Below are 23,106 nucleotides of genomic sequence, written 5' to 3'. Positions count from 1 at the left end.
CGGCTCCCAAAGAGATAGCCGGCTCCCACAAAAGCTGATGCTTCTACAGAAGCGTGGTCAGCCCAATGTGCCCAGCCAAGTCAATTCCGACTCGGAAAACCCCGCCTCCCGGCGTGCGTCCAGATTGAACGGCCCACGCAGCGAGTTGTTCATATAGTCGGCGAGCAACTGCGCGAAGGTGTTCTCCGGATCCAGACCGTCGCGTTCGCAGCACCAGTGGAACCAGCGCGTGCCCGCCGCCACGTGCGACACCTCTTCGCGAAGGATCACCTCCAGGATGGCCACCGTGCGTTCGTCGCCCTGCCGGCGCAGGCGCTCCATCATGCCGGGCGTGACGTCGAGGCCACGCGCTTCCAGCACGCGCGGCACGAGGGCCATCCGCGCCGTGTCGCTGTGCGCGGTCTTCTCCGCCATTTCCCACAGACCGTTGTGCGCGTCGAAATCGCCGTAGGCATGGCCGAGTTCGGCGAGGCGCCCGGACAGCATCGTGAAATGACGCGCTTCATCGTTGGCGCAGGAAGCCCAGTCGCGGTAGTAGGCATCGGGCTTGCCGCGGAAGCGATAGACAGCATCCCAGGCCAGATCGATGGCATTGAACTCGATGTGCGCGATGGCGTGTACGAGCGCCGCCCTGCCCACTTCGGTGCCGAGGCCACGCTGCGCGAGTTCGCGCGCCGGAACGAGCCTTGGGCGGCTCGGTCGACCGGGGAGGCCGATGGGCAGGGCCGGGGGCGAAGACGAATCGGGCGCGAGATCTCTGGCTTCCAGCGCAGCCCAAGTCTCGAACGTGAGCCGCACCTTCTCAACCGGATCGGCCGCGTCGAGGCAGCGACGAGCCGCGGCGTGCAGGTCGTTCATCGCATCAAGCGCCATGCAACCGGATAGGAGCGCTGTGGGAGCCGGCTATGCCGGCGATCCCGCGGCAGCGGGCAACCCTGCCGCGAGCACCCATCGCCGCTGAAGCGGCTCCCACAGGAAGCGCCGCCCTCAACTCTCACGCGCTACGGCGTTCGTTCTTCGCCGCGTCGGAACGCAGGGCTTCCTGTTGCTCGAGGAAACGGGCATCGACACCCGTCACGTATTCGCCCGAGAAGCAGGACGTATCGAACTGGCGAAGGTCTTCGTTGCCGTCGGTCACCGCCCAGATGAGATCGTCGAGATCCTGGTAGATGAGCCAGTCGGCGCCGAGGGCCTTCTCAACTTCCTCCACCGTGCGCCCGGCGGCGATCAGTTCCGAGGCCGCTGGCATGTCGATGCCGTAGATGTTCGGATACCGCACCGGCGGCGCTGCCGAGGCGAAGTAGACGTTCTTGGCACCGGCATCGCGGGCCATCTGGATGATCTGCTTGGAGGTGGTGCCACGCACGATCGAATCGTCCACGAGCAGCACGTTCTTCTTGCGGAACTCGAGATCGATGGCGTTGAGCTTGCGGCGCACGGATTTCACGCGCTCGCCCTGCCCCGGCATGATGAAGGTGCGGCCGATGTACCGGTTCTTCACCAGGCCCTCGCGCATCGGCACGCCCAGCGCCTGCGCCAGCGAACTGGCCGCCGTGCGGGACGTGTCCGGAATGGGAATGACCGCATCGATGCCGTGGTCGGGGCCGCGCTCGCGCAGGATCTTCTCGGCCAGTTTCTCGCCCATGCGCAGGCGCGCCTTGTACACCGAGACGTCCTCGATCATCGAATCGGGCCGGGCGAGATACACGTATTCAAAGATGCACGGCGCATGCACCGCGCCCTCGGCGCAATGCTGCGCGAACAACTCGCCACCCTCGGTGATCACGACCGCCTCGCCCGGGGCAACGTCGCGCAGGCGCTTAAAGCCCAGCACGTCGAGCGCCACGGATTCGGAGGCGACCGCATACTCGCGGCCCTCCGCGGTCACGCGCTCGCCGAGCACCAGCGGGCGGATGCCGTTCGGATCGCGGAAGGCGATGAGTCCGTAACCCAGCACCAGCGCGATGCACGCATAGCCGCCACGGGCGCGCGCATGCACGCGCGACACGGCCTTGAAGACGTGTTCGTGGGTGAGGTTGCCGCGATCCTCCACCTGCAGTTCGTGCGCCAGCACGTTGAGCAGTACCTCGGAGTCGGAATCGGTGTCGATGTGGCGACGGTCGTCCTCGAACATCTCCTTGCGCAGCACCTCGGTGTTCACGAGGTTGCCGTTATGCGCGAAGGCGATGCCGTAGGGGGAGTTCACATAGAACGGCTGGGCCTCCTCGGTGCCTTCCGAGCCCGCCGTCGGGTAGCGGCAATGGCCGATGCCGATGCGGCCGCGCAGCTTGCTCACGCCGGCCGAATTGAAGACGTCACGGACCAGCCCGTTGCCCTTGTGCAGGCGCAGGCGCGCGCCCTCCACGGTGGCTATGCCGGCGGCATCCTGCCCGCGATGTTGCAGGACGGTCAGGCCGTCATACAGGGCCGATGCCACTTCCGTGGTACCGACGATGCCGATGATTCCGCACATGGTCTTGCCTTCTACGAAGAGGCCGCCGTGGTCGCGGCGGCAGGGTGAACGTTCTGTTCTTGCGTGGGCTGCGTCGGCGTCGTAAGGCCGCGCAGTTTCATCAATTCTTCCCGACTGGGCAACTTCACATCCGGCAGCTTCATGTCCTTCAGCGCCGCCGGCGGATGCATGTACTCACGCACGTTCGCCGGTACCTGCTGGCCGAGCCACGCGGCCGGCGCGGCGAACTGCGGCAGCATCGTGGATTCGCGCCACAGGGGCTCGTTCGGAAGGCCCGTGAAGCCGAGCAGGAACACCACCGCACTGACGATGAGCACTCCACGCGCAAGACCGAACAGCATGCCGAACAGGCGATCTACGCCGCCCAGCCCCGTGCTTGAAACCAGCCGCGAGATCAGGAACCGCAGCACGGCGCCCACCAGCAGCACCGTGATGAAACAAAGCCCGTAGCCGATCGCGTAACGCGCCGAGGGCAGCGACACACTGCCCTCGAAATAGCGCGCCACCGCGGGGCCGAACAGCCAGGCCAGCCAGAACGCGGCCACCCAGATCACGAGCGAAAGCACTTCCGAGATGAGGCCGCGTGCCAGACCGATCAAGACGGAGATGAACAGCACCGCAAGGATGACGTAGTCGGCCCAGTTCACGCGGTGCTCCTCGGTGTTACGACGGCGGCCGGCCCGTCAGGGCGCCGTGACCACGACGCCGTCCAGGCCCACCTTGGCCTTGATCTGATCCTTCAGCCGCACCGCGTCGTCCCGTTGCGTCTGCGGACCGGCGCGCACGCGCCACAGCTTCGCGCCGCTGGCCGAGGCGACGCTGTCGACGTAACCGGGGATGCCCGCGCCGCGCAGTCTGTCGCGCAGGCGCATGGCGTCCGCCTCGCTGCTGACCGCCGCCACCTGGACCGCGAAGCCGCCCGCGCGTGGCGCCGCTGCCGGCGCCGGGGCCGTCGGTGCAACCGTTGTGGCGGGTGCCTTGGTCGCGGCGGGACGCGCCGGCGCCGGTACGTCGGCGGTCTGGGTCTCGGGCCTGGAGGTCAGGGTGGCGGGAGCTCCCGGCGCGGCAGCCACGATCTTCAACCGGGCGGCTTCCGCGGCGGCGCGGGTTTCGAAGGGGCCCGCGGTGACCCGCGTCAGCGCCTTGCCGGCCTGGTTCGTGGCGGCGGTGCTCACGGGATAACCCAGGGCCTTCACCTTCTGCACGAGGGCATCGGCCTTGGCGCGGTCGGCATAGGCGCTGAGATTGATGCTGTAGCTGCCACGGGCGGCCGTGCCGGGAGGCAGGGCCGGTGCGGGCGTCGTCGCCACGGGCGTTGCCTGCGCCGGTGCCGGGGTGGCAGCCGGTTTGGTGGCGGCGGGGCGCGCTGCAGCGGGAGCCGTGCCGGCGAAGTCCTCGGGCAAGGCGTCGGCGGGCTTGCGCGATGCGATATCTACCGAAGCCAGCTTGTTGCCGTTCCCCGGGGTCACGGTGGCGGCCGGTGCGGACGCAGGTGCCGCGGGCTGCTGCACGGCCGGAGTCGCCGCGGGAGTGGCGCCGGTCGAGGGCGCGCCGGCCGGGCCGACGTCGAGCGTGCGGCTCTGCAGTTCGCGGTCGGGCGCCGGCGGGATGGCGAGGCTGACGGTCTGGTCCGTGTCGGTCTTCGGCGGTGTGCTGGAGAAAAACATCGGCACGATCAGCACCAACAGAGCGATCAGGACAGCGGCACCCAGCAGGCGTGTTTTCAAGGAAGGCTCCATACGACCGGCGCTATGCGAATCGCGGCGATTATACCCGGCAATGGGTGAGGGCCGCGCTCGCAACGAAAAAGGAACCGAACAGCAGCACGGTGTCGTCGTCGGCCGCCGCGGCGCGCGCGGCGGCCCAGGCCTCGGCGACGCTGGGGTATGCCGAGGCTGCCGCATCGGGCAGAACCTCGGCTAGCGTGAACGCCAGCGTTGCCGCGGGCAGCCCGCGTGGTGTGTCGCGCTCGAGGCCGGCAAGGAACCAGCGGTCGATGCCCGACGCCATCGCCTTGACGACACCGGCCACGTCCTTGTCCGCGAGGGCGCCGTAAACGGCGAACACGCGACCGTGGGCCGGCTGCTCAGCCAACCACGCCGCAAGGGCGCGGGCTGCCTGCGGGTTGTGGCCCACATCGACGAGCGTAAGCGGACGCTCGGCAATCCGCTGCAGGCGACCGGGAACGTGAACGGCCGACAGGGCCGAACGCATGGCGTCCGGCGGCACGTCGAGTCGGGTGCCGAGCGCGTGGATGGCGGCGATGGCCGTCGCGGCGTTTGCCAGCTGAACCGGTGCCGCCAGCGCGGGCAGAGGGAGCTCCAGCACCGTGCCATCGCGATGCTCCCACCGCCAGAGTGTGGGAGCCGCTTCAGCGGCGATGGGTGCTCGCGGCGAACTGGCCCGCTGCCGCGGGATCGCCGCTGAAGCGGCTCCCACAGAATCGTGGCGGCTCCAGAATGTTTCACCGGAACGCACGATGTCGGCGCCGATGCCGCGGAGCGCATCCAGCAACCCCTGCGGTGGCGCGAGTTCGCCGACGACGACCGGCCGGCCTGCCCGTGCGATGCCCGCCTTTTCGCGGCCAATGCTGTCGCGGTCGCTACCGAGCCAATCCTGGTGGTCGAGGTCGACGGTGGTCACGACCGCCACGTCGGCGTCGACGATGTTGACCGCGTCGAGACGCCCGCCCAGCCCCACCTCGAGGATGGCGACGTCGAGCGACGCGCGCGCCATGAGGTCCAGCGCCGCGAGGGTGCCGAACTCGAAGTACGTTTGCGGAATGTCCCCGCGGGCAGCCTCGATGCGCTCGAACGACGCCACGAGCGCGTCGTCGGCGACATCGACGCCGTCGATCCTGATCCGCTCGTTATAGCGAAGCAGGTGGGGCGAGGTGTAGCAGCCCGTGCGGTACCCCGCGGCGCGCAGCATCCCTTCGAGGAGCGCCACGGTGGAGCCTTTGCCATTGGTACCGCCCACCGTGATGACGATGGGCGCGGGGCGCGGTGCCCCCATGGCCTGCCACACCGCGCGCACCCGCTCGAGCCCCAGCTCGATGTCGCGCGGGTGCGTGCGTTCCTGGTACGCGAGCCACTCGCCGAGCGTGCGGCTCATCGGATCAGCAGTTGCCGTCGTCGCCGAACGGGTCGTCGAGCACGATCGTGTCGTCGCGGTCCGCACCCGTGGCCACGAGCGCGAGCTTGCAACCGGACAGTTCCTCGACCGCGCGCAGATACGCACGGGCGGCAGGCGGGAGCTTGTTCCAATCGCGGATGCCCGCGGTGGACTCTTCCCAACCCGGGAACTCGAGGTAGACCGGCTTGCACTCCGCCCAGCCGTCCGCATCGAGCGGCGCGAGTTCGCGGCGCTTGCCGCGGTATTCGTACGCGATGCAGACCTTGATGCTTTCCAGGCCGTCGAGCACGTCGAGTTTGGTGATGGCGAGGCCGTCGATGCCGTTGATCTGCACCGCGCGCTTCAGCGCGACGAGGTCGATCCAGCCGCAGCGGCGCGGGCGGCCGGTGCTGGCGCCGAACTCGTTGCCCTTCTTGCGCAACAGTTCACCCATGTCGTCGTTGAGCTCGGTGGGGAACGGACCGCCGCCGACGCGCGTGGCGTAGGCCTTGCAGATGCCCAGCACGTAGTCGATGTCGCGCGCGCCCACGCCCGTGCCGGCCAGCGCGCCGCCCACCGTGGTGTTCGACGAGGTGACGTACGGATAGGTGCCGTGATCGATGTCGAGCAGCGCGCCCTGCGCGCCTTCATAAAGAATGTTGCCGCCGTCTCGGCGCACATCGTGCAGGATGGTGGCGACGTCGTCGACCATCGGTCGCAGGTATTCGCCCCAGGTCAGGGCTTCGTCGAGCACGGTCTTGTAATCCACCGGCTCCGCCTTCAGCCACTGCGTGAGCACGAAGTTGTGGTAGTCCACGGCGGCCTTCACTTTCTCGGGCAGCTCGTGCGGGTACATGAGGTCGGCCACGCGAATGGAACGACGCGCCACCTTGTCCTCGTACGCCGGGCCGATACCGCGACCCGTGGTACCGATGGCCTTCGCGCCGGATGCGACCTCGCGCGCCTTATCCACGGCGATGTGGTACGGCATGATCAGCGGCGTGGCCGGCGAGATCTTCAGGCGCGGACGCACGTCGACACCCTGCCCTTCCAGTTCCGCGATCTCGCTCATCAGCGCCGCGGGCGACAGCACCACGCCATTGCCGATGAGGCACAGCGCGTCGTCGCGCAGGATGCCCGAGGGAATGAGGTGGAGAACCGTCTTCTTGCCCTTGATCACCAGCGTGTGACCGGCGTTGTGGCCGCCCTGGAAGCGGGCGACCGCCCCCACGCGCTCGGTGAGGAGGTCGACGATCTTGCCCTTGCCCTCGTCGCCCCATTGCGCGCCGAGAATGACGACTGACTTACCCATGGTTGTATCTCTATCGATGAGGATGTGGTGTTAGCGCTGGCGGCCGGGGCCGTCGTTGAGATAGCGCAGGAATTCGGAATCGGGCTTCAGCACGAACGTGCCCTTGCCGTCGGCGAAGGCCTTCCGGTAAGCCGCGAGGCTGCGGTAGAACGCGAAGAACTCGGGGTCCTGGCTGTAGGCCTGGGCGTAGATGGCGGCCGCCTGCGCGTCGCCGTCGCCCTTTACCTTCGTTGCCTCGCGATTGGCATCGGCCAGCAGTACCAGCTTCTGGCGATCGGCATCGGCGCGGATCTTCTCGGCGAGCTCCTGCCCCGTGTAGCGCAGCTCGTTCGCAAGCTGCAGACGTTCCGCGCGCATGCGCTTGTAGACGGAGCCACTGACTTCGTCGGGCAGGTCGATCCGCTTGATCCGCACGTCGACGACCGAGATGCCGAGGTTCTTGCGGGCAATGCCGTCGGTCTGCTGGCGCACGCGCTCGGTAATGTCCTTCCGGCCACCGGCGATGAGCTCTTCGAGAGGACGCGCATTGAATTCGTAGCGCAGCGCGTCCTTCACGATGGGGCTGAGGCGTTGCTTGGCCTGCACCTGGTCGCCGGACGTGGCACGGTAATAGGCCGCGTTGTCGGCGATGCGCCATTTCACGTAGAAGTCGACGTTGACGCTTTTCTTTTCCAGCGTGAAGTAGCGCTCGGGCTCGGCGTCGAGACCGAGGATGCGGTTGTCGAAGCGCATGACCTGCTGCACGACGGGAACCTTGAAGTGCAGGCCCGGCTTGTAGTCGGCCCGCACGATGCGGCCGAACTGCAGAAGCAGCGCGTTCTCGCCTTCCTTCACCACGAAGACGCTGTTGAACCCGAGCAGGACGACGACCGCGACGATGATGCCTGTAACGAATTTCACTGGGCGCTCCCCTGCGAGGCATTCGGGTTGGCGTCCGTCGTGGCGGACTGGATCACCGTGCCGACGCCCGGAACGTTGCGTACGGCGGCGTTGTTGGGCTCGACTGGCAGCTGGATGATGTTCTTGCCGTTGCTGCCGTCGACCACCTTCGGATTGCCCGCCATCACCTCTTCCACCGTCTCCAGCCACAGGCGGCGGCGCGTGACTTCCGGAGCGGCACGGTATTCCTTCAGCAGAAGATTGAAGCGTTCCACGTCGCCGTTCGCCCGGGCGATGCGCTCCACCCGCTCGGCGTCGGCCTCGGCCGCGATGCGCGCCGCATCGCCTCGGGCCACGGGAACCACCTGGCTCTCGTAAGCCCGGGCCTTGTTTTCTTCGCTCTGCTTGTCTTCGCGCGCCGCGTTCACGTCGTCGAAGGCGTCCTTCACCTCTTTCGGCGGCGCCACGTTCTGGAAACTGATGCCGGTGACGAGGATGCCCGCGTCGTACTTGTCGAGCGTTTCCTGAAGGATGTCGCGGGACTGCTGCTGCAGGGTTTCCTTGGCCGCCGGCGCCACGCCGGCCACAGGCGCCTGCGTCGGGGCCGGCGTGTCGTCGCCCGGCGTGGTCAGGATGTTGTCCATGACGTTCGCGCCGACCACGGAGCGCACCGCGGCCTCGGCGGCGTTGTGAACGGTGTCCTCTTCACGGTCGGCGTTCGAGTAAAGGAACTTGCGCGCGTCGGAGACCTGGTACTGCACGTTGAAGTTGATCTCGATGATGTTCTCGTCGCGCGTGAGCATGGACACACTGTCCGAGACGGAACGGACCTGGGTGGTCTCCACCTTGGTGACCGTCTCCACCGGGCTCGGCGCCTTGAGGTGGAAGCCCGGAGGAAGGATGCGCGAGAACTGGCCGAAGCGGAGCACAACACCCACCTGCCGGGCGTCGATCACCGTGTAGCTGGACACCAGGAGCCAGGCCACCACGAATACCAGCGCCACGGCCAGGATGCCGCCGCTACCTGCGCCGAAACGGCCGAAACGGGCCTTCAGGCTCTTGAGCACACCGTCGATGTCGGGCTTTCGCCCGTTCGGCCGGTTGCGATTCCATGGGTCCTTCTGGCCGTTGCCGGGTTCGTTCCAAGCCATGGGCGGCAGTCTCCTTCGGGGACCGGAGGGTGGGTGGCTTCAGAGCCTGGGGCAGACCCGCGACGGCGGAAGAGACGTCAGGCGCGCGAACACCCGTCGCCGCGCCGATGGGGCACGCAAACGCTGCGAATTCTACCAGATGGTTGCGCTGTACGCGCCCCTACGCGGGATCGATCAGGTCGCGCAGCGGCCTGGCGTGGTCGCCGTCACTCAACAAGGGGGCCAGCACCGAGCGCGGCGCATCGATATCGAGGTGCCAGCCGTGTTCGTCCACGGCTTCGCCGGCAATGGCGCCGACGGCCTTGAGCCGCGCATGCAGACGCCCGGCAGTGAGAGGAAGCTCAAGGGCGGCACGGACTCGGTCACCGCCCAGGAGTTCGCCGAGCGCCTCGCGAAGCCCGTCCAGCCCCGCGCCGGTCGCGGCAGAGAGCCACACCTGGCGCGGCTTGCCGTCGTCGCCGCGATCCACGCGAGGTGGCGTGTCCACGAGGTCGATCTTGTTCATGACCGACAATTGGGGCACGTCGCCAGCGCCGATTTCCTCGAGCACCGAGTTCACCACACGGCCCAGGAGCTCGCGCTCCTCGTCCGCGGCATCGCTCACGTGGATCAGGAGGTCGGCGTCGCGCGCCTCGGCCAGCGTTGCCCGAAAGGCCGCCACGAGATCGTGGGGAAGTTCACGGATGAATCCGACGGTATCGGCCACGACCGCCGGCCCGCAGGCGAGCCCGTCGATCTTGCGCACCGTCGGGTCCAGCGTGGCGAACAACTGGTCCGCCGCGTAGACGCCGCCGGTGGTCAGCACATTGAACAGCGTCGACTTGCCCGCGTTGGTGTATCCGACCAGGGCCACGCGGGGCACGGTATTGCGTAGACGCGCCCGGCGTTGCTGGTCGCGCTGCACGCCGACCTTTTCCAGCCGCTTGGTCAGCATCTTCACCCGTTCGGCCAGCAGGCGGCGGTCGGTTTCCAGCTGGGTTTCGCCCGGGCCTCGGTTGCCGATGGCACCGCCGCGCTGGGCGTCCAGGTGGGTCCAGCCCCGCACGAGCCGCGTGGCCAGATGCTTCAGCTGCGCCAGTTCCACCTCGAGCTTGCCTTCGTGGGAACGGGCGCGCTGGGCGAAGATGTCGAGGATCAGGCCGGCACGGTCGACGACGCGTGCCTTCAGGTGCTTTTCGAGGTTGCGCTCCTGCACCGGACTCAATACGTGGTCCACCAGCACCAGGTCGGCCTCGAGCGCACGGACCGCCTCGGCCACTTCGTCGGCCTTGCCGCTGCCGATGTAGAAACGGGGATTCGGCGCGTCCACCCGCGCCGGGATGCTGGCCAGGATCTCGGCCCCGGCCGAGGACACCAGTTCGGCGAACTCTTCGCCACGACGCACCGCGTCGCCTTCGCCGCGGGAATGCGGCAATACCAGCACGGCGCGATCGCCTTTCTTTTGTCTGTCGAACACTTAGACGGAAAACCTTTGATGGGGGGTGAACAGTAAAGCGTGAACAGTGAACCGTAAGAGCGGCGTACCGAGGCCCTCCCGCACTTACGGTTCACGGTTTACTGTTCACTCGATATGGGATTCCGCCGAAGGCCCCTCAACCCTCGCCGTCGCCGGACGCGGCATCTCCGTGATTTTCATGACCGCCGACCCTTACGTTCCGACTCGGCACCACCGTCGAGATCGCGTGCTTGTAGACCATCTGGCTCACCTGGTTGCGCAGCAGAACCACGAACTGGTCGAACGACTCGATGGTGCCTTGCAGCTTGATGCCGTTCACCAGGTAAATGGCGACGGGAACGCGCTCGCGGCGCAGTGCGTTCAGAAATGGATCCTGCAACGATTGCCCTTTGGACATTCTTCTTCTCCCCTACGCTACTCATGCGGGTCCGGGTAAAAAAACGCCATGCGGCGCCCCGGCCCAAGTGCCCGGAATCTTAACTGCTTTTAAATGCCCGCTGGAAGCCGCTACCGTGACGGCCTCGGCATTCCAACGAACTGCTCCACCGCACGTACGGCCTCGGGCAACGGATCCCCCCGCTCCGGGTCGAACGTTCGGGCGTCCAGTTCGCTCCGCAGCCAGGTGATCTGGCGCTTCGCGAGCTGACGAGTGGCATAGATACCACGGTTGCGGAACTCCGTGGCATCGTAATCGCCGGCGAGGTGCTCCCATGCCTGCCGGTACCCCACCGCGCGGATCGCGGGCAGGTCGGGATGGAGGTCACCGCGAGCGCGCAGAGCCCGGACCTCGCCAAGAAAACCCGCATCCAGCATGGCGTCGAAGCGCCGCGCGATGCGCTCGTGGAGGGCGCCCCGGTCCGCCGGCAACAAGGCGAGCTTCAACAGCCGCCAGGGGAAGCGCACCGTGGTCCCCCCCTGCTGGAGTTCACTGAGCGTCCGCCCGGTCAGTTCCATCACCTCGAGCGCCCGCTGGATGCGTTGCGCATCGCCGGGCCGAATTCGCGCACCGGCCGCCGGATCGAGCGCCGCCATGCGTGCGTGCATGGCCTCCCAGCCGATGACGGAAGCCTCCGAGGAGAGTTTCGCGCGCACGGCGGCGTCCGCTTCCGGCAGATCGGACAGACCGTATTGCAGGGCGCGGAAGTACAGGCCGGTGCCGCCGACGAGCAGCGGCACCCTGCCCTTCGCCGTGATGTGCTCCATCGCGGCCATCGCGTCGTCCCTGAACTCGGCGGCGGAATACGCATCGGCAGGATCGCGGATGTCGACGAGCGCGTGCGGATAACGCGCCAGCATCGCCGGGTCCGGTTTGGCCGAACCGATGTCGAGCCCACGATAGACAAGCGCCGAATCGACGCTCACCAGGTCGACCGGAAAGCGGTCGGCCAGCGCACAGGCAAGCGCCGTCTTGCCCGACGCAGTGGGGCCCATGAGGAAGATGGCGAGGGGACGGTTGTCGATGCGCATGCGGCCGCAAGGTTACGGCGGTGAACACGCCTTGACCAGCGCAACGCAAGTGTATGTCGCGCAAGACCGGAATGAAGTTGTCCACATGCTTATGCAGCGCGTATCCACACAGCCTGTGGATATCGTCCATGCATGGCGCACCCGACCGCCTTGGTCATTTCGTAGACAACACGACGCAAGTACGCGTCGTGCAAGGCCGAAACGAAGTTGTCCACATGCTTATGCAGCGCGTATCCACACGGGCTGTGGATATCGCGAAGGCACTGGCGATTTATTGATCGACATAACGCAAGTGCTCGCCGCGTAACGGCGAAACGGAGTTGTCCACACGCTTATGCAGCGGGTATCCACACAGGCTGTGGATATCCGCACGATGTCTCAGTGACGCGGCACGCCGAGTTCGCGGAGCAACGCCGGCGACGGGTACACCTTGTCGATGAGCCAGCGCATGTAGCGCATGTCCACGTGGATGGCGCGCTTGTAACGCGGGTCGTACATCCAGCTGGCGCTCACCGCTTCCCAATTGCTGTCGAAGTTCAGCCCCACCAGTTCGCCCTTCGCGTTCAGCACCGGCGAGCCGGAATTGCCGCCGGTGGTGTCCAGGTTGCTGAGGAAGTCCACCGGCATGGCGCCCGTCTTCGGATCGGCGTAGCCGGCGAAGTCGCCTTTGCGGATGGCGTCCAGCAACGGCTTCGGCGCGTCGAACGGCTCCTTGCCGGTGTTCTTCTCGACGATGCCGGCCACCGTGGTGAGCGACGCATAGGTGACCGCGTCGCGCGCCGCCAGCGGGGTGACCTTGCCGTAGCTCACGCGCAGGGTGGAGTTCGCATCGGGATACACCGCCTTGCCCTGCTTCTCGCGATAGGCGATGAGCGCCTGCATGTAGGCGGGGCGCAGGCGCAACAGATCGCCCTCGCGCGATTTGCGTTCGTCTTCGATGCGCAGCATCGCCGGACGCAGCGCACGCGCCGCCACCAGCAATGGATCCCTGTTGGCTGCGACATCAGCCGGCGACGCCGCGAAGAGGCGCGTACGTTCGGCGTCGGCGCCGAACCCCGTGCCCGCGTAGATGCGGTCGAGCGCCGCGGCCAGGTCGGCCGGTGTACGGCCGAACACGGCGTCGACTTCGGGCAGTCGCGCCGCATCGGGCAACTGCTGGTAGCGCAGCATCATCGATGTGACAAGCGCCTTTTCGACCGCGGGATCGTAGCGCCGCTGGATCTGCTTCAGCTGACTGCGGATGAGTTCCTCGTCGCGCTTCTGGTAGCCCGTCTCGCGCTGCTCGTCGGGCTTGGGCCGTTCGACCGACAAGCGGTCCACGGCAAGCGCGCCCTTCAGCAACTGCGTCTGCGTCGACAGCAGACCCACGAGAAGATCGCGCTCGCGCACGTCCTTGCCGCGGGCGATGAGCGCCATGACGGCGTCGATGTCCGGCTGCAACGCCTTGCCCTCAGGCTGAGTCGCCAGCCAGGCGAGCATGGCCGCCTCGTCGTCGCGCCGCACGGCGACGGCATCGCTGCGCTGGAGACCTTCCAGTTCGCCGCTGAAGCGCTTGATGCCGTTCTTCAACGACTGCAATTGGGCGGCGTACCGGATGCCCGCCTCCTTGTCGCCCTTGCCCTTGGCCTCGATCACGTCCTGCAAGGCCTTGAGGACCGCGACCGACGTGGGCAGACGCCACTCCACCTGATCCGCGAACTCGGCCGCCGTGCGGTGGCGGTAGGTAATGCCCGGATAACCGGCCAGCATCACGAAGTCGCCCTCGGCCACGCCCTCGGTGGCGAGCTTGAGGTGCGACGGCGGGCGGTATGGCTTGTTGTCGGGTGAATAGTCGGCCGGTTCGCCGTTCGGACCCACGTAGGCCCGCAGGATGGTGAAATCCCCCGCGTGGCGGGGCCACATGAAATTGTCGATCTCGTCGCCGTAGTTTCCGATGGCCCGGGGCGGTGCGTACACGAGGCGGATGTCGCGCAGTTCGAGCTGCTTCACGAGATAGAAGTCGCGCCCGTAGAACATCGTGGCGACGCTGCACTTGTATCCCTTCTCGCCTTCGCATGCCGCGACCAGCGCCTTGCTGGCGGCATCCACGGCGTCGAAATAGGCCCGACCCGTCTTGCCTCTGGCGGCGGACAGGATCCGGTCGGTCACCTTGTCGAAGCCGACCGTGACGCGAAGACGGTAGTCCGGGTTGGCCGGCAGTTCGCCGGCGCGGTCCGCCGCCACGTAGCCGTTCGCTATCAGGTCGCGGCCGGGCTTCGAGTTGTACTGAATGACACCGAACGCCACGTGGTGATTGGTGACGACGAGGCCTTCGTCCGAGACGAAGGAGCCGGTGCCCCCGCCGATGCGCACCACAGCGTTCAGGGGCGCCCGGGTGAGGTCGGCGAGGTCTTTGGGGTCGCCACGGAAGCCTGCATTCTTGAGATTCTTCGCAATCCCAGGGAGCTGCGACGGCAGCCACATGCCTTCGTCGGCATTCGCGTCCAGCGCCAGTGCCATGGCGGCCCCCAGCATCATCGAGCGGATTCGCATGTTCGTTGCCCCTGTCGCCATCCGGCAGAAAGAAAACCGCCCCCGACCATAGGGCCCGCCGCCACGGCTGGCAATGGCATTCGCCGGGCACCCGCCCCCCCGGGGGAGCGTGCCAGGGAGGCCGCCTTTCGCGCCCAAGGTCGCTTCCCACTTATAATGTGCAATTCGGTCCGCGCCGCGGACCTTCCCCGCACGGAACCCAGGAACCCCATGCAGCAGACGATGAAGGCGCTGGTGAAGCGCAATCCCGAGCAAGGCATCTGGATGGAAGAAGTGCCGGTGCCGCAGGTCGGCCCGAACGAAGTCCTGATCAAGATCGAGAAGACCGCCATCTGCGGCACCGATCTGCACATCTACAAGTGGGACGAATGGTCCCAGCGCACCATCAAGCCCGGCCTGACCATCGGCCACGAATTCGTCGGCCGCATCGCCGAGATCGGCCCCGGCGTCACCGGCTACAAGGTGGGCGACCGCGTATCCGCCGAGGGCCACATCGTGTGCGGCCACTGCCGCAACTGCCGCGCGGGGCGCCAGCACCTTTGTCCGAACACGATCGGCATCGGCGTGAACCGCAACGGCGCCTTCGCCGAATACATGACCATGCCGGCCTCGAACCTGTGGCCGATCCCGGACCAGATTCCGTCCGAGCTGGCGGCGTTCTTCGATCCCTACGGCAATGCCGCGCATTGCGCGCTCGAATTCGACCTGATCGGCGAAGACGTGCTCATAACCGGCGCCGGCCCCATCGGCATCATTGCCGCCGGCATCGCCAAGCACGTGGGCGCGCGCAATGTCGTGGTCACCGACGTCAACGACTACCGCCTCAAGCTGGCGGCCGACATGGGCGCCACGCGTGTCGTCAACGTCGCCAACCAGTCGCTCAAGGACGTGGTGAAGGACCTGCACATCGAAGGCTTCGACGTCGGCCTGGAGATGAGCGGCAACCCGCGCGCCTTCAGCGACATGCTGGAGTGCATGTACCACGGCGGCAAGATTGCCATGCTCGGCATCATGCCGCGCGGCGCCGGCATCGACTGGGACAAGGTGATCTTCAAGGGCCTCACCCTGCAGGGCATCTACGGCCGGCGCATGTACGAAACCTGGTACAAGATGACCCAGATGGTGCTCACGGGCTTCCCGTTGCAGAAGGTGCTCACGCACCAGATCGCCATCGACGACTTCCAGAAGGGGTTCGACCTGATGGACGCCGGCCATTGCGGAAAGGTCGTCTGCTCCTGGACGTGATCCACGTCGCCTGATCCGACCTCCGAAGGGTTTCCCCGGCGAGTACACTGCGCCGGGGAAGCCGGGTTGCCCGGGGAGTCGGAAGTATGGAAACACGCAGGATCAAGGGGAAGGTGTACCTGGACAAGGGACGTGAGCGCGCCCTCGTCCTTTATCGATCGCGCCGGGCCCGCCGGGTCGCCGCGGCGACCGCGATCGCCCTGATCGTTTTCGGCCTGCTGGGTTTCCTGGCCGCCCCGCCCCTCATTCGCCACCAGATGGAAACGCGCGCCAGCGCGGCACTCGGGCGGTCCGTGACGGTCGACGGGCTTTCCTTCAATCCGTTCACGCTGAAGCTCACCATCGAGGGCCTGCATGTCCGCGAGGCGGACGGCAAGGCACCGTTCGTCGATGTCGACAGGCTCGTCGCCGATGCGTCCTGGGCTTCGCTCTTCCGGGTCGCGCCGATCCTGGATGCGCTCGAGCTCGACAAGCCCACGATCCGGCTGCGGCGGACCGCGCCACAGCGATTCAATGTCTCCGACATCGTCGAGCGCCTCGGGTCGGGGCCGGCCGAACCCGGCGAGGGCCCGGCACGTTTCGCGATAGCCAACATCGCCATCCACGGCGGACAGGTCGACTTCGATGATCGGGTACTGGATGCCACGCATCGCGTGGACCACATCGAGCTGGGCCTGCCCTTCATCGCCAACCTGCCGAGCGCCACGGATATCTACGTGCGCCCGCTGCTCGCCATGAACGTGGACGGCAGCCCCCTGCGGGTGGAAGGCCAGAGCAAGCCGTTCGCCGACAGCCGGGAATCGCTGCTGACATTCCGGCTCGACCACCTCGATCTTCCCCGCTATATCGGATTCGTACCCGCGCCCATGCCGGTGGCCATGCCAGGCGGCAAGCTATCGGGGCTGCTCGACCTGCGCTTCGCCATGGCCGATTCACATCCCCGCGTGATTCTGAGCGGGCGCCTTGCCGTAGACGACCTCAAGGTGACCGACAAGAGCGGTGGCCCGTTGCTCGAACTCGGACACGGCGACGCCGAACTCACCGCGCTCGAACCGCTGACATCCCGCTATCGCCTGGGCAAGGTCGCCCTCGACCGCCTCAGTGTCCGCTATGCGCGACTCGCCGGCGGCCGCAGCAACGTGGATGCGCTCACGGGCGGGCCGTCGGCACCCGAGTCGGCCGACTCGAAACCCGCGGACGTTCGCATCGACACACTGGTTCTGAACGACTCGCGCGTCGACTACGCGGACCTTGCGGCCCCTGCACCGGCGCACCTGCTGCTCGAAGACGTGCATGGCGAGATCCATGGCCTCGGCACGGTAACAGCGCCGGTGGCGAACCTTGTCCTCGGGGCGCGCATGGCCGGCGGCCATGTCGCCACCAAGGGGAAGCTCGATCTTCCCCGAAGCCGCTATGCGGGCACGCTGTCGCTGGCGGATGTCTCGCTTCCGGCACTCGTACCGCTGGCACCGCCCCCGATCGACGCCGACATCGCGGCAGGTAACCTGGGGGCGAACGGCGAGTTGACGCTCGACTGGCACGAAGCGGCGACCGTGCGCGTCACCAACGCCAAGGCACAAGTCGACGGTTTCCGCCTCGTCCCCCGACACGACAAGGCGGCGCCCGTCACCTGGTCGTCGATGAAGGCCGCCGTGACGCTGGTCGATCTCGCGAGCAGCGAAGCGCGCCTCGACAGCCTCGTTCTCGACGGGCTCTCGCTCGACCTGCGCCGCCTCGCGGACGGCAACCTCGACCTGTCGCGCATCGTGCCGTCGTCACCTGCCTCCAGCACAGAGACGACGTCGCCCGCATGGCGATGGAGCATCGGCCATGTCGGACTGGGCGATGGCAGAGTGACCCTGCGCGACGCCAGGTCCGGGGCCAGACGCGACGGCATCGAACTGCAGGCCACGGCTTTCGCGGTCGACGGCCTGTCCGACGACATGAAGAAGCCCGTGAAGCTCGATCTGAAAGGCGCTTTGGGCAAGGGCGCGTTTTCCGTCACGGGCACCCTGAGGCCACAGCCCCTCGACGCGCAGCTGGTCGTAGCCGCCCGCCAATGGAACGTGGCACCGCTGCAATCGCTGATCACCGTGCCGTTGAACGTTCGCATCGCCAGCGGATTGCTGAGCATGAATGGCCAGGTCCGTTACACGGACCGCGGCATGGCCCCCGCACGGATCGCCTACCGCGGCGACGCCACCCTGGGCCGCGTGCGCGTTCTCGACAAGGTCACCGACGCCGACTTCCTGCGCTGGAGTTCGCTCAGCGCCACCGGCATGACGATTCGCCTCGGCGAGGAAGCGCCGCATGTCGATATCCGCGGGCTGGCGATGGACGACTTCTATGCTCGCGTCATCGTCAATGCGAATGGACGGCTGAACCTGCAGGACGTGGTCGCCGGCCCCGAGGCGCCGGCTGCCGTGTCGGTGACGGAGGTACGCACCGCGCCCACGCCCGCGCCGGCCGCCGTCGACGCGGCGCCGGCTGGGCCCCCGGCGGATATCCGGATCGGCCAGATCACGCTGAGCAGGGGCCGTCTCAATTACACCGACAATTTCATCAAGCCCAACTACACCGCGGACGTGACCCAGCTCACGGGCAAGATCGGCGCGTTCGGAAGCGTTGGCGGCACCGCGCCGGCGGAACTGACGCTCGAAGGCCAGCTGGACAACGACGCGCCCGTCGACATTCGTGGCTCGATCAACCCCCTGACCCCTGTCGCATTCCTCGATGTGACGGCCAAAGCCCAGGGCATCCAGCTCGCCAACCTCTCGCCCTACTCCGGCAAGTACGCCGGCTATCCGATCACGAAGGGACGCCTGAACGTCGACGTGCACTACCTGCTCGACCAGCGCAAGCTGACCGCCGACAACCACATTTTCATCGATCAACTCACCTTCGGCGATCGCATCGAAGGACCCGGCATCAGCCATCTTCCCGTGAAGCTCGCCGTCGCCTTGCTGAAAGACAGCCAGGGACGTATCGACGTACACGTGCCGGTCTCGGGTTCGCTGGACGATCCGCAATTCAGCGTGGCCGGCCTCGTGTGGCGCGCCATCGGCAACCTTATCGTGAAGGCGGCTACCTCGCCGTTCCGCCTCCTGGCCTCCATCGGAGGCCACGGCGGGCGCGAAGACCTGGGCTATATCGAGTTCGCACCCGGTTCCGCCGTGCTCGACGAGGCCGGACAAGCCAAGCTGGCGGAGATCGTGAAAGTGCTGACCGACAAGCCCTCCATCAGCCTCGACATCGTGGGCCGCGTCGACCCGGCCCAGGACGAGAGCGGGTTGCGGAGGGTGACGGTGGACGACCTCATCAGCGAGGAACGGGCGAATGCGGGGGACGACGATGGCACACCCCTCACCGACGAAAAGCGTGAGAAATATCTCGCGCGTGCCTACCGCCATGCCTCGTTTCCCAAGCCGAAGAACCTGCTCGGGCTGAACAAGTCGCTTCCGCCGGACGACATGCGCTCGCTGTTGGAAAGCAACGTGCCGGTGGATGCCGATGCCCTGCGCCACCTGGCCGAGCGGCGGGCCGGCGCGGTGCAGCAATGGCTCAAGGGAAAAGTGGATGGGAACCGCGTGTTCGTGGTCGCCCCGAAGACGGACGCCAAGGGCATCGACGACGGTGGTAAGACGACGCGCGTGGATTTCGGCCTGCACTGAGACGGGGGCTCGAGGTTTTCTCATCGGGCCAAAGGCCTCACAATCGGAGTTCTCCTACGTTCCGGAACTCCCGACCATGTCTTATCCCGGCCAGACCCGTTTCGCCAGCGAGCTCGAATCCATCCGCGAGCAGGGCCTGTTCAAGAACGAACGGGTCATCGTCTCGCCGCAGTCGGCGGAGATCGAACTGGAAGGAGGCCGCAAGGTCCTCAATTTCTGCGCCAACAACTATCTCGGCCTGGCCGACCATCCCGACGTGATCCAGGCAGCCAAGGACGCCCTGGACACACACGGCTTCGGTATGGCCAGCGTGCGCTTCATTTGCGGCACGCAGGATCTGCACAAGGCACTGGAGCGGCAGATCGCCGACTTCTTCGGCACCGAGGACACGATCCTCTATGCCGCCTGCTTCGACGCCAACGGCGGCCTGTTCGAGCCACTGCTGGGCGAGGAAGATGCCGTGATCTCCGACGCGCTGAACCACGCCTCGATCATCGACGGCATCCGCTTGTGCAAGGCCAAGCGCTTCCGTTATGCCAACTGCGACATGGCTGACCTCGAGGCCCAACTCCAGGCGGCCGATGCAGCGGGCGCGCGCACCAAGCTCATCACCACCGACGGCGCGTTCTCGATGGACGGTTTCGTCGCCCCGCTCGACCAGATCACCGCCCTGGCCCGCAGATACGGCGCGCTGGTGCACATCGACGAATGCCACTGCACCGGCTTCCTCGGCGAGACCGGCCGCGGCTCCGCTGAATTGCACGGCGTGATGGACAAGATCGACATCTTCACCGGCACCCTGGGCAAGGCCCTGGGCGGCGCCCTCGGCGGCTTCACCACGGGCCGTCGCGAAGTCATCGAGATGCTGCGCCAGCGCTCGCGCCCGTACCTGTTCTCCAATTCGCTCCCGCCCCACGTGGTGGCCGCGGGCATCAAGGTGTTCGACATGCTGGCGGCGGCAGGCGACCTCCGCGAGAAGGTGAAGGAAAACACCCGCTACTTCCGCGAGAAGATGACCGAGGCCGGCTTCGACATCCGTCCCGGCCAGCACCCGATCGTGCCGGTGATGATCTACGACGCCAAGCAGGCCCAGGCCATGGCATCGGAACTCCTCGAGGAAGGCATCTACGTCACCGGCTTCTTCTTCCCGGTGGTGCCGCAGGGCAAGGCGCGTATCCGTACGCAGATGAGCGCGGCGCACACGCGGGAGCATCTCGACCGCGCCATCGCCGCGTTCACCAAGGTGGGCAGGAAGCTCGGCGTCCTGAAGGCTTAGGCCCTGTTTACAGGCCCTAACGACGGCGCAGTGCCGACACCTCGTCGGCACTCAAGTGTCGCCACTGGCCCTTGGGCAGTTCCCCGAGGGCCAGATCGCCTATCGCGACCCTGACTAGCCGCAGCACATCGAAACCCAGTGCCGCCAGCAGGCGCCGGATATGCCGGTTGCGGCCCTCGTCCAGCGTGACTTCCAGCCAGGCGTTGCGCTCGCCCTGACGCAATAGCGATGCGTCACCCGCGCGCAACGACTCGCCGGCATCGACGACACCTTCGAGCATGGCGGCGATGGTCGCCTCGTCGGGCTTGCCGGCGACCTGCACGTGGTAGGTCTTCGGCACATGTGTCGCGGGATCGGTGATGCCCGCCGCCCACACTGTGTCGTTGCTCATCAGCAGCAGACCTTCGCTCGCCTTGTCGAGCCGTCCTACCGGCCCCAGCCACGGCAGCCCGGCGCCTTCCAGCAGGGAATAGACAGTATCGCGACCGCGCTCGTCCGCCGCGGAGACAACGATGCCGCGCGGCTTGTTCAGAGCCAGATAAACGGACGCCGCGGTCGCGGCCGATGCCCCGTCCACGTCGATCCGTTCGTGTCCGGTGATGGGCCACTCCGGGTCGCGCACGACACGTCCGTCCACACGCACGCGCCCTTCCCTCACCATCCGTTCTCCCTGGCTGCGCGAGCAGATGCCGCGCTTCGAGAGCGTGCGTGCGAGGCCGTGGACGGGAGCGAGCGGACGGTGCGGGGGCCGGGCCGGACCGCGGGTGGCATGGCGAGACATGTCGCGCAGGATAGCGACTTTGCCGAACGCTTGCCGGTGTCGCATAGGGAACACCTACACCGTGAGGCCTATCGCGTTCGCTAGCAGACCATCGGATCATGGACTGCGGTTTCGTCAGCATGCGATGCCGTATCCATACACGTCCGAGGAAGGAACCTCCGATGACACATGCCCAGACACTTTTGCCCGCGCCCATCGTCCCACTGGCAAACGCCGGCAGCCTCGACCCGGACCTGGTCGGCCCTTACCTCGAGATCGAGGTACCCGCCAGCGCGGCCCTTGTCCCCTTTGCCAGGTGCATCCTGCGCGTCGAAGGGAGGACGTTGCAGGGTGCGGAGGTCGAGTGGGAGTCCGCGGACCAGCTTTCTGAAGAGAACGCAGGCGACAGTCTGTGGTTCTACTGCACAAAGGATCTCGTCGAATCGCTGCGAAACGGCAGCGCGACGTTCAGCTATACGATCGCTTCGCCCGACGGCAGCGACGTGCCGGCTCATTCCGCAAGCCTGGAAGTGACCGTCGGCGAACTCGTCGCGCCGGAACCGCTTCCCCCGCCCGAGGTCGGCGACCTCGTCAGCGGCATCGTGGATTCCACACTTCCCCGGCTGCTCGTCACCGTGCCGGCATCGGAAGCCAGTCTGGCCGGTGCCAAGGTCATCCTTGCCTTGCGCACCGACACGCCGCCTTTTCTCAAGGCGCTGTCGCAGGTCCTCGCCGTATCGCCACCCGGGGCGACCAGGGACATCACGCAGGAAACCAAGCGGATCGCCGTTGCCCTGACGCCGCTGCCTTTTGTCCTTCGCGGCTATCCGGCGAGACACGACGACCAGGAGGTCGATGCCTCTTACGAGATCGTATTGCCCGATGGAACGACAACCTTGTCTTCCGACTCGACGACCTTCCGAATCGGTACGCCACTCAGGCTGGAAGAGCCTCTCATCGAGGAAGCCATTGGCGACGTGCTCGAGGTCGACTCGTTCACCGGAGATGCCCATATCGCGACGAACCCCAGCGAAGTCGTCAAGGCGGGTTGCATCTACTGGGCTTATGTCGCATCGGAAGGCGACGGCGAGCCCGTCTTCTATCCCGTCAAGCTCGATGGCCAAGTCACCCAGGCCGAGGCCGACAGCGGCCTGCGGATTCCGATCCCTCGGGAGTTACTCGACCTCCTTCCCATCGGATCGACCCTGAGGGTGCAGATCGCCATCAATCTCAGCGGTACGGACGATCCATTCGATACCGTCGATTTTCCGGAAAAGACGTACACCATCGCACAAGCCGCCAGGGTCTATTGGGATCTCGAGGATCTGCAGTTCGAAGAGATTACGCCCATCCACGTGGGAGAGACCCTGTCGTTCCCGCTGCTGGACGTCGTCTTCGTCGCCGCCAAGGTCTCGCCCGCAAGCAATCAGGTCGCGGTGGAACACTTTCCCTACAGTTCTCCAGGTTATTACTCCGGCATGGTGTTCTACATCGGCGGCCCCACGGGCACGGCGACGGACAATGTCGTACGCATCGATTTCAAGCGGCGCTGGGCGAAAGTGCGTTTCGGTGTGACGTCGGTCGACGCGCCCCTCCTCCTCACCTGGCACAGCGCCTCGGGACAGACGGTCCAGCAGACGATTCCCGGCGGAAGCCCCACGGCGGGTCACGAGGCCAAGTGCGAGATGGAAGACATCGATTCCGTCGTACTCGAAGCGAAGGACGGCATTCGCCTGGATTGCTTCGAATTGCAGAGATGACCCGCACGCC

The 23,106-nt window shown here is 66.6% G+C and carries 17 protein-coding genes; 4 read left to right on the top strand and 13 right to left on the bottom strand.

The window, feature by feature from the left end; genetic code table 11:
- Positions 1–57 precede the first annotated feature (57 nt).
- The 12 genes from HBF26_RS18650 to HBF26_RS18595 form a co-directional block, all read right to left on the bottom strand.
- Positions 58–858, bottom strand: a complete 801-nt coding sequence (locus tag HBF26_RS18650) for a ferritin-like domain-containing protein (protein ID WP_167129613.1) — start codon at positions 856–858, stop codon at positions 58–60.
- 136 nt (positions 859–994) lie between these two features.
- Positions 995–2,473 (bottom strand): amidophosphoribosyltransferase, encoded by a 1,479-nt coding sequence (gene purF, locus HBF26_RS18645; RefSeq protein WP_167129611.1) that lies wholly within the window; start codon positions 2,471–2,473, stop codon positions 995–997.
- An 11-nt stretch (positions 2,474–2,484) separates the two neighbouring features.
- Positions 2,485–3,120 (bottom strand): CvpA family protein, encoded by a 636-nt coding sequence (locus HBF26_RS18640; RefSeq protein WP_167129609.1) that lies wholly within the window; start codon positions 3,118–3,120, stop codon positions 2,485–2,487.
- Positions 3,121–3,156: 36 nt separating this feature from the next.
- Positions 3,157–4,200, bottom strand: coding sequence for an SPOR domain-containing protein (locus tag HBF26_RS18635; RefSeq protein ID WP_167129607.1), 1,044 nt, complete (start codon positions 4,198–4,200; stop codon positions 3,157–3,159).
- A 40-nt stretch (positions 4,201–4,240) separates the two neighbouring features.
- Positions 4,241–5,587, bottom strand: coding sequence for a bifunctional tetrahydrofolate synthase/dihydrofolate synthase (gene folC, locus HBF26_RS18630; protein ID WP_167129605.1), 1,347 nt, complete (start codon positions 5,585–5,587; stop codon positions 4,241–4,243).
- Between the two features lie 4 nt (positions 5,588–5,591).
- Entirely contained in the window at positions 5,592–6,899 is a 1,308-nt protein-coding gene (locus HBF26_RS18625) for an adenylosuccinate synthase (RefSeq protein WP_167129603.1), read from the bottom strand.
- A 30-nt stretch (positions 6,900–6,929) separates the two neighbouring features.
- The gene (gene hflC / locus HBF26_RS18620) at positions 6,930–7,799 is read right to left on the bottom strand and encodes a protease modulator HflC (RefSeq protein WP_167129601.1); all 870 of its coding nucleotides are present in this window, start codon (positions 7,797–7,799) and stop codon (positions 6,930–6,932) included.
- On the bottom strand, positions 7,796–8,929 hold the full coding sequence (gene hflK / locus HBF26_RS18615; RefSeq protein WP_167129599.1) for an FtsH protease activity modulator HflK: 1,134 nt from the start codon (positions 8,927–8,929) through the stop codon (positions 7,796–7,798). The genes hflC and hflK overlap by 4 nt, the downstream gene beginning before the upstream one ends.
- A 160-nt stretch (positions 8,930–9,089) precedes the next feature.
- Positions 9,090–10,385 carry a ribosome rescue GTPase HflX gene (hflX, locus tag HBF26_RS18610; RefSeq protein WP_167129597.1) on the bottom strand — a complete coding sequence of 432 codons (1,296 nt, stop codon included), beginning with the start codon at positions 10,383–10,385 and terminating at the stop codon, positions 9,090–9,092.
- 136 nt (positions 10,386–10,521) lie between these two features.
- The gene (gene hfq, locus HBF26_RS18605; RefSeq protein WP_167023080.1) at positions 10,522–10,782 is read right to left on the bottom strand and encodes an RNA chaperone Hfq; all 261 of its coding nucleotides are present in this window, start codon (positions 10,780–10,782) and stop codon (positions 10,522–10,524) included.
- Between the two features lie 110 nt (positions 10,783–10,892).
- Positions 10,893–11,852, bottom strand: coding sequence for a tRNA (adenosine(37)-N6)-dimethylallyltransferase MiaA (miaA, locus tag HBF26_RS18600; RefSeq protein WP_167129595.1), 960 nt, complete (start codon positions 11,850–11,852; stop codon positions 10,893–10,895).
- A gap of 378 nt (positions 11,853–12,230) precedes the next feature.
- Entirely contained in the window at positions 12,231–14,384 is a 2,154-nt protein-coding gene (locus HBF26_RS18595; RefSeq protein WP_167129593.1) for a S46 family peptidase, read from the bottom strand.
- Between the two features lie 210 nt (positions 14,385–14,594).
- Between HBF26_RS18595 and tdh the strand changes: the two genes are divergently transcribed.
- The 3 genes from tdh to kbl all read left to right on the top strand — a co-directional run bounded on the left by tdh (position 14,595) and on the right by kbl (position 20,576).
- On the top strand, positions 14,595–15,629 hold the full coding sequence (gene tdh / locus HBF26_RS18590) for an L-threonine 3-dehydrogenase (RefSeq protein WP_193569971.1): 1,035 nt from the start codon (positions 14,595–14,597) through the stop codon (positions 15,627–15,629).
- Positions 15,630–15,715: 86 nt separating this feature from the next.
- Positions 15,716–19,300, top strand: a complete 3,585-nt coding sequence (locus HBF26_RS18585) for a DUF748 domain-containing protein (protein ID WP_167129591.1) — start codon at positions 15,716–15,718, stop codon at positions 19,298–19,300.
- A gap of 76 nt (positions 19,301–19,376) precedes the next feature.
- Positions 19,377–20,576: a glycine C-acetyltransferase gene (gene kbl, locus HBF26_RS18580; RefSeq protein WP_167129589.1), complete on the top strand. Its 1,200-nt coding sequence runs from the start codon at positions 19,377–19,379 to the stop codon at positions 20,574–20,576.
- A gap of 16 nt (positions 20,577–20,592) precedes the next feature.
- On the opposite strand, the gene HBF26_RS18575 is transcribed toward kbl, so the two are convergent.
- The gene (locus HBF26_RS18575; RefSeq protein ID WP_167129587.1) at positions 20,593–21,402 is read right to left on the bottom strand and encodes a pseudouridine synthase; all 810 of its coding nucleotides are present in this window, start codon (positions 21,400–21,402) and stop codon (positions 20,593–20,595) included.
- A gap of 116 nt (positions 21,403–21,518) precedes the next feature.
- Here HBF26_RS18575 and HBF26_RS18570 point away from each other — a divergent pair, with 116 nt between their 5' ends.
- Positions 21,519–23,096: a hypothetical protein gene (locus HBF26_RS18570; RefSeq protein WP_167129585.1), complete on the top strand. Its 1,578-nt coding sequence runs from the start codon at positions 21,519–21,521 to the stop codon at positions 23,094–23,096.
- Positions 23,097–23,106: the final 10 nt, after the last annotated feature.

This window comes from Luteibacter jiangsuensis, assembly GCF_011742555.1.
In the GTDB taxonomy this organism is placed as follows: Bacteria; Pseudomonadota; Gammaproteobacteria; order Xanthomonadales; family Rhodanobacteraceae; genus Luteibacter; species Luteibacter jiangsuensis.
This window is presented reverse-complemented; position numbering and strand designations above follow the sequence as displayed.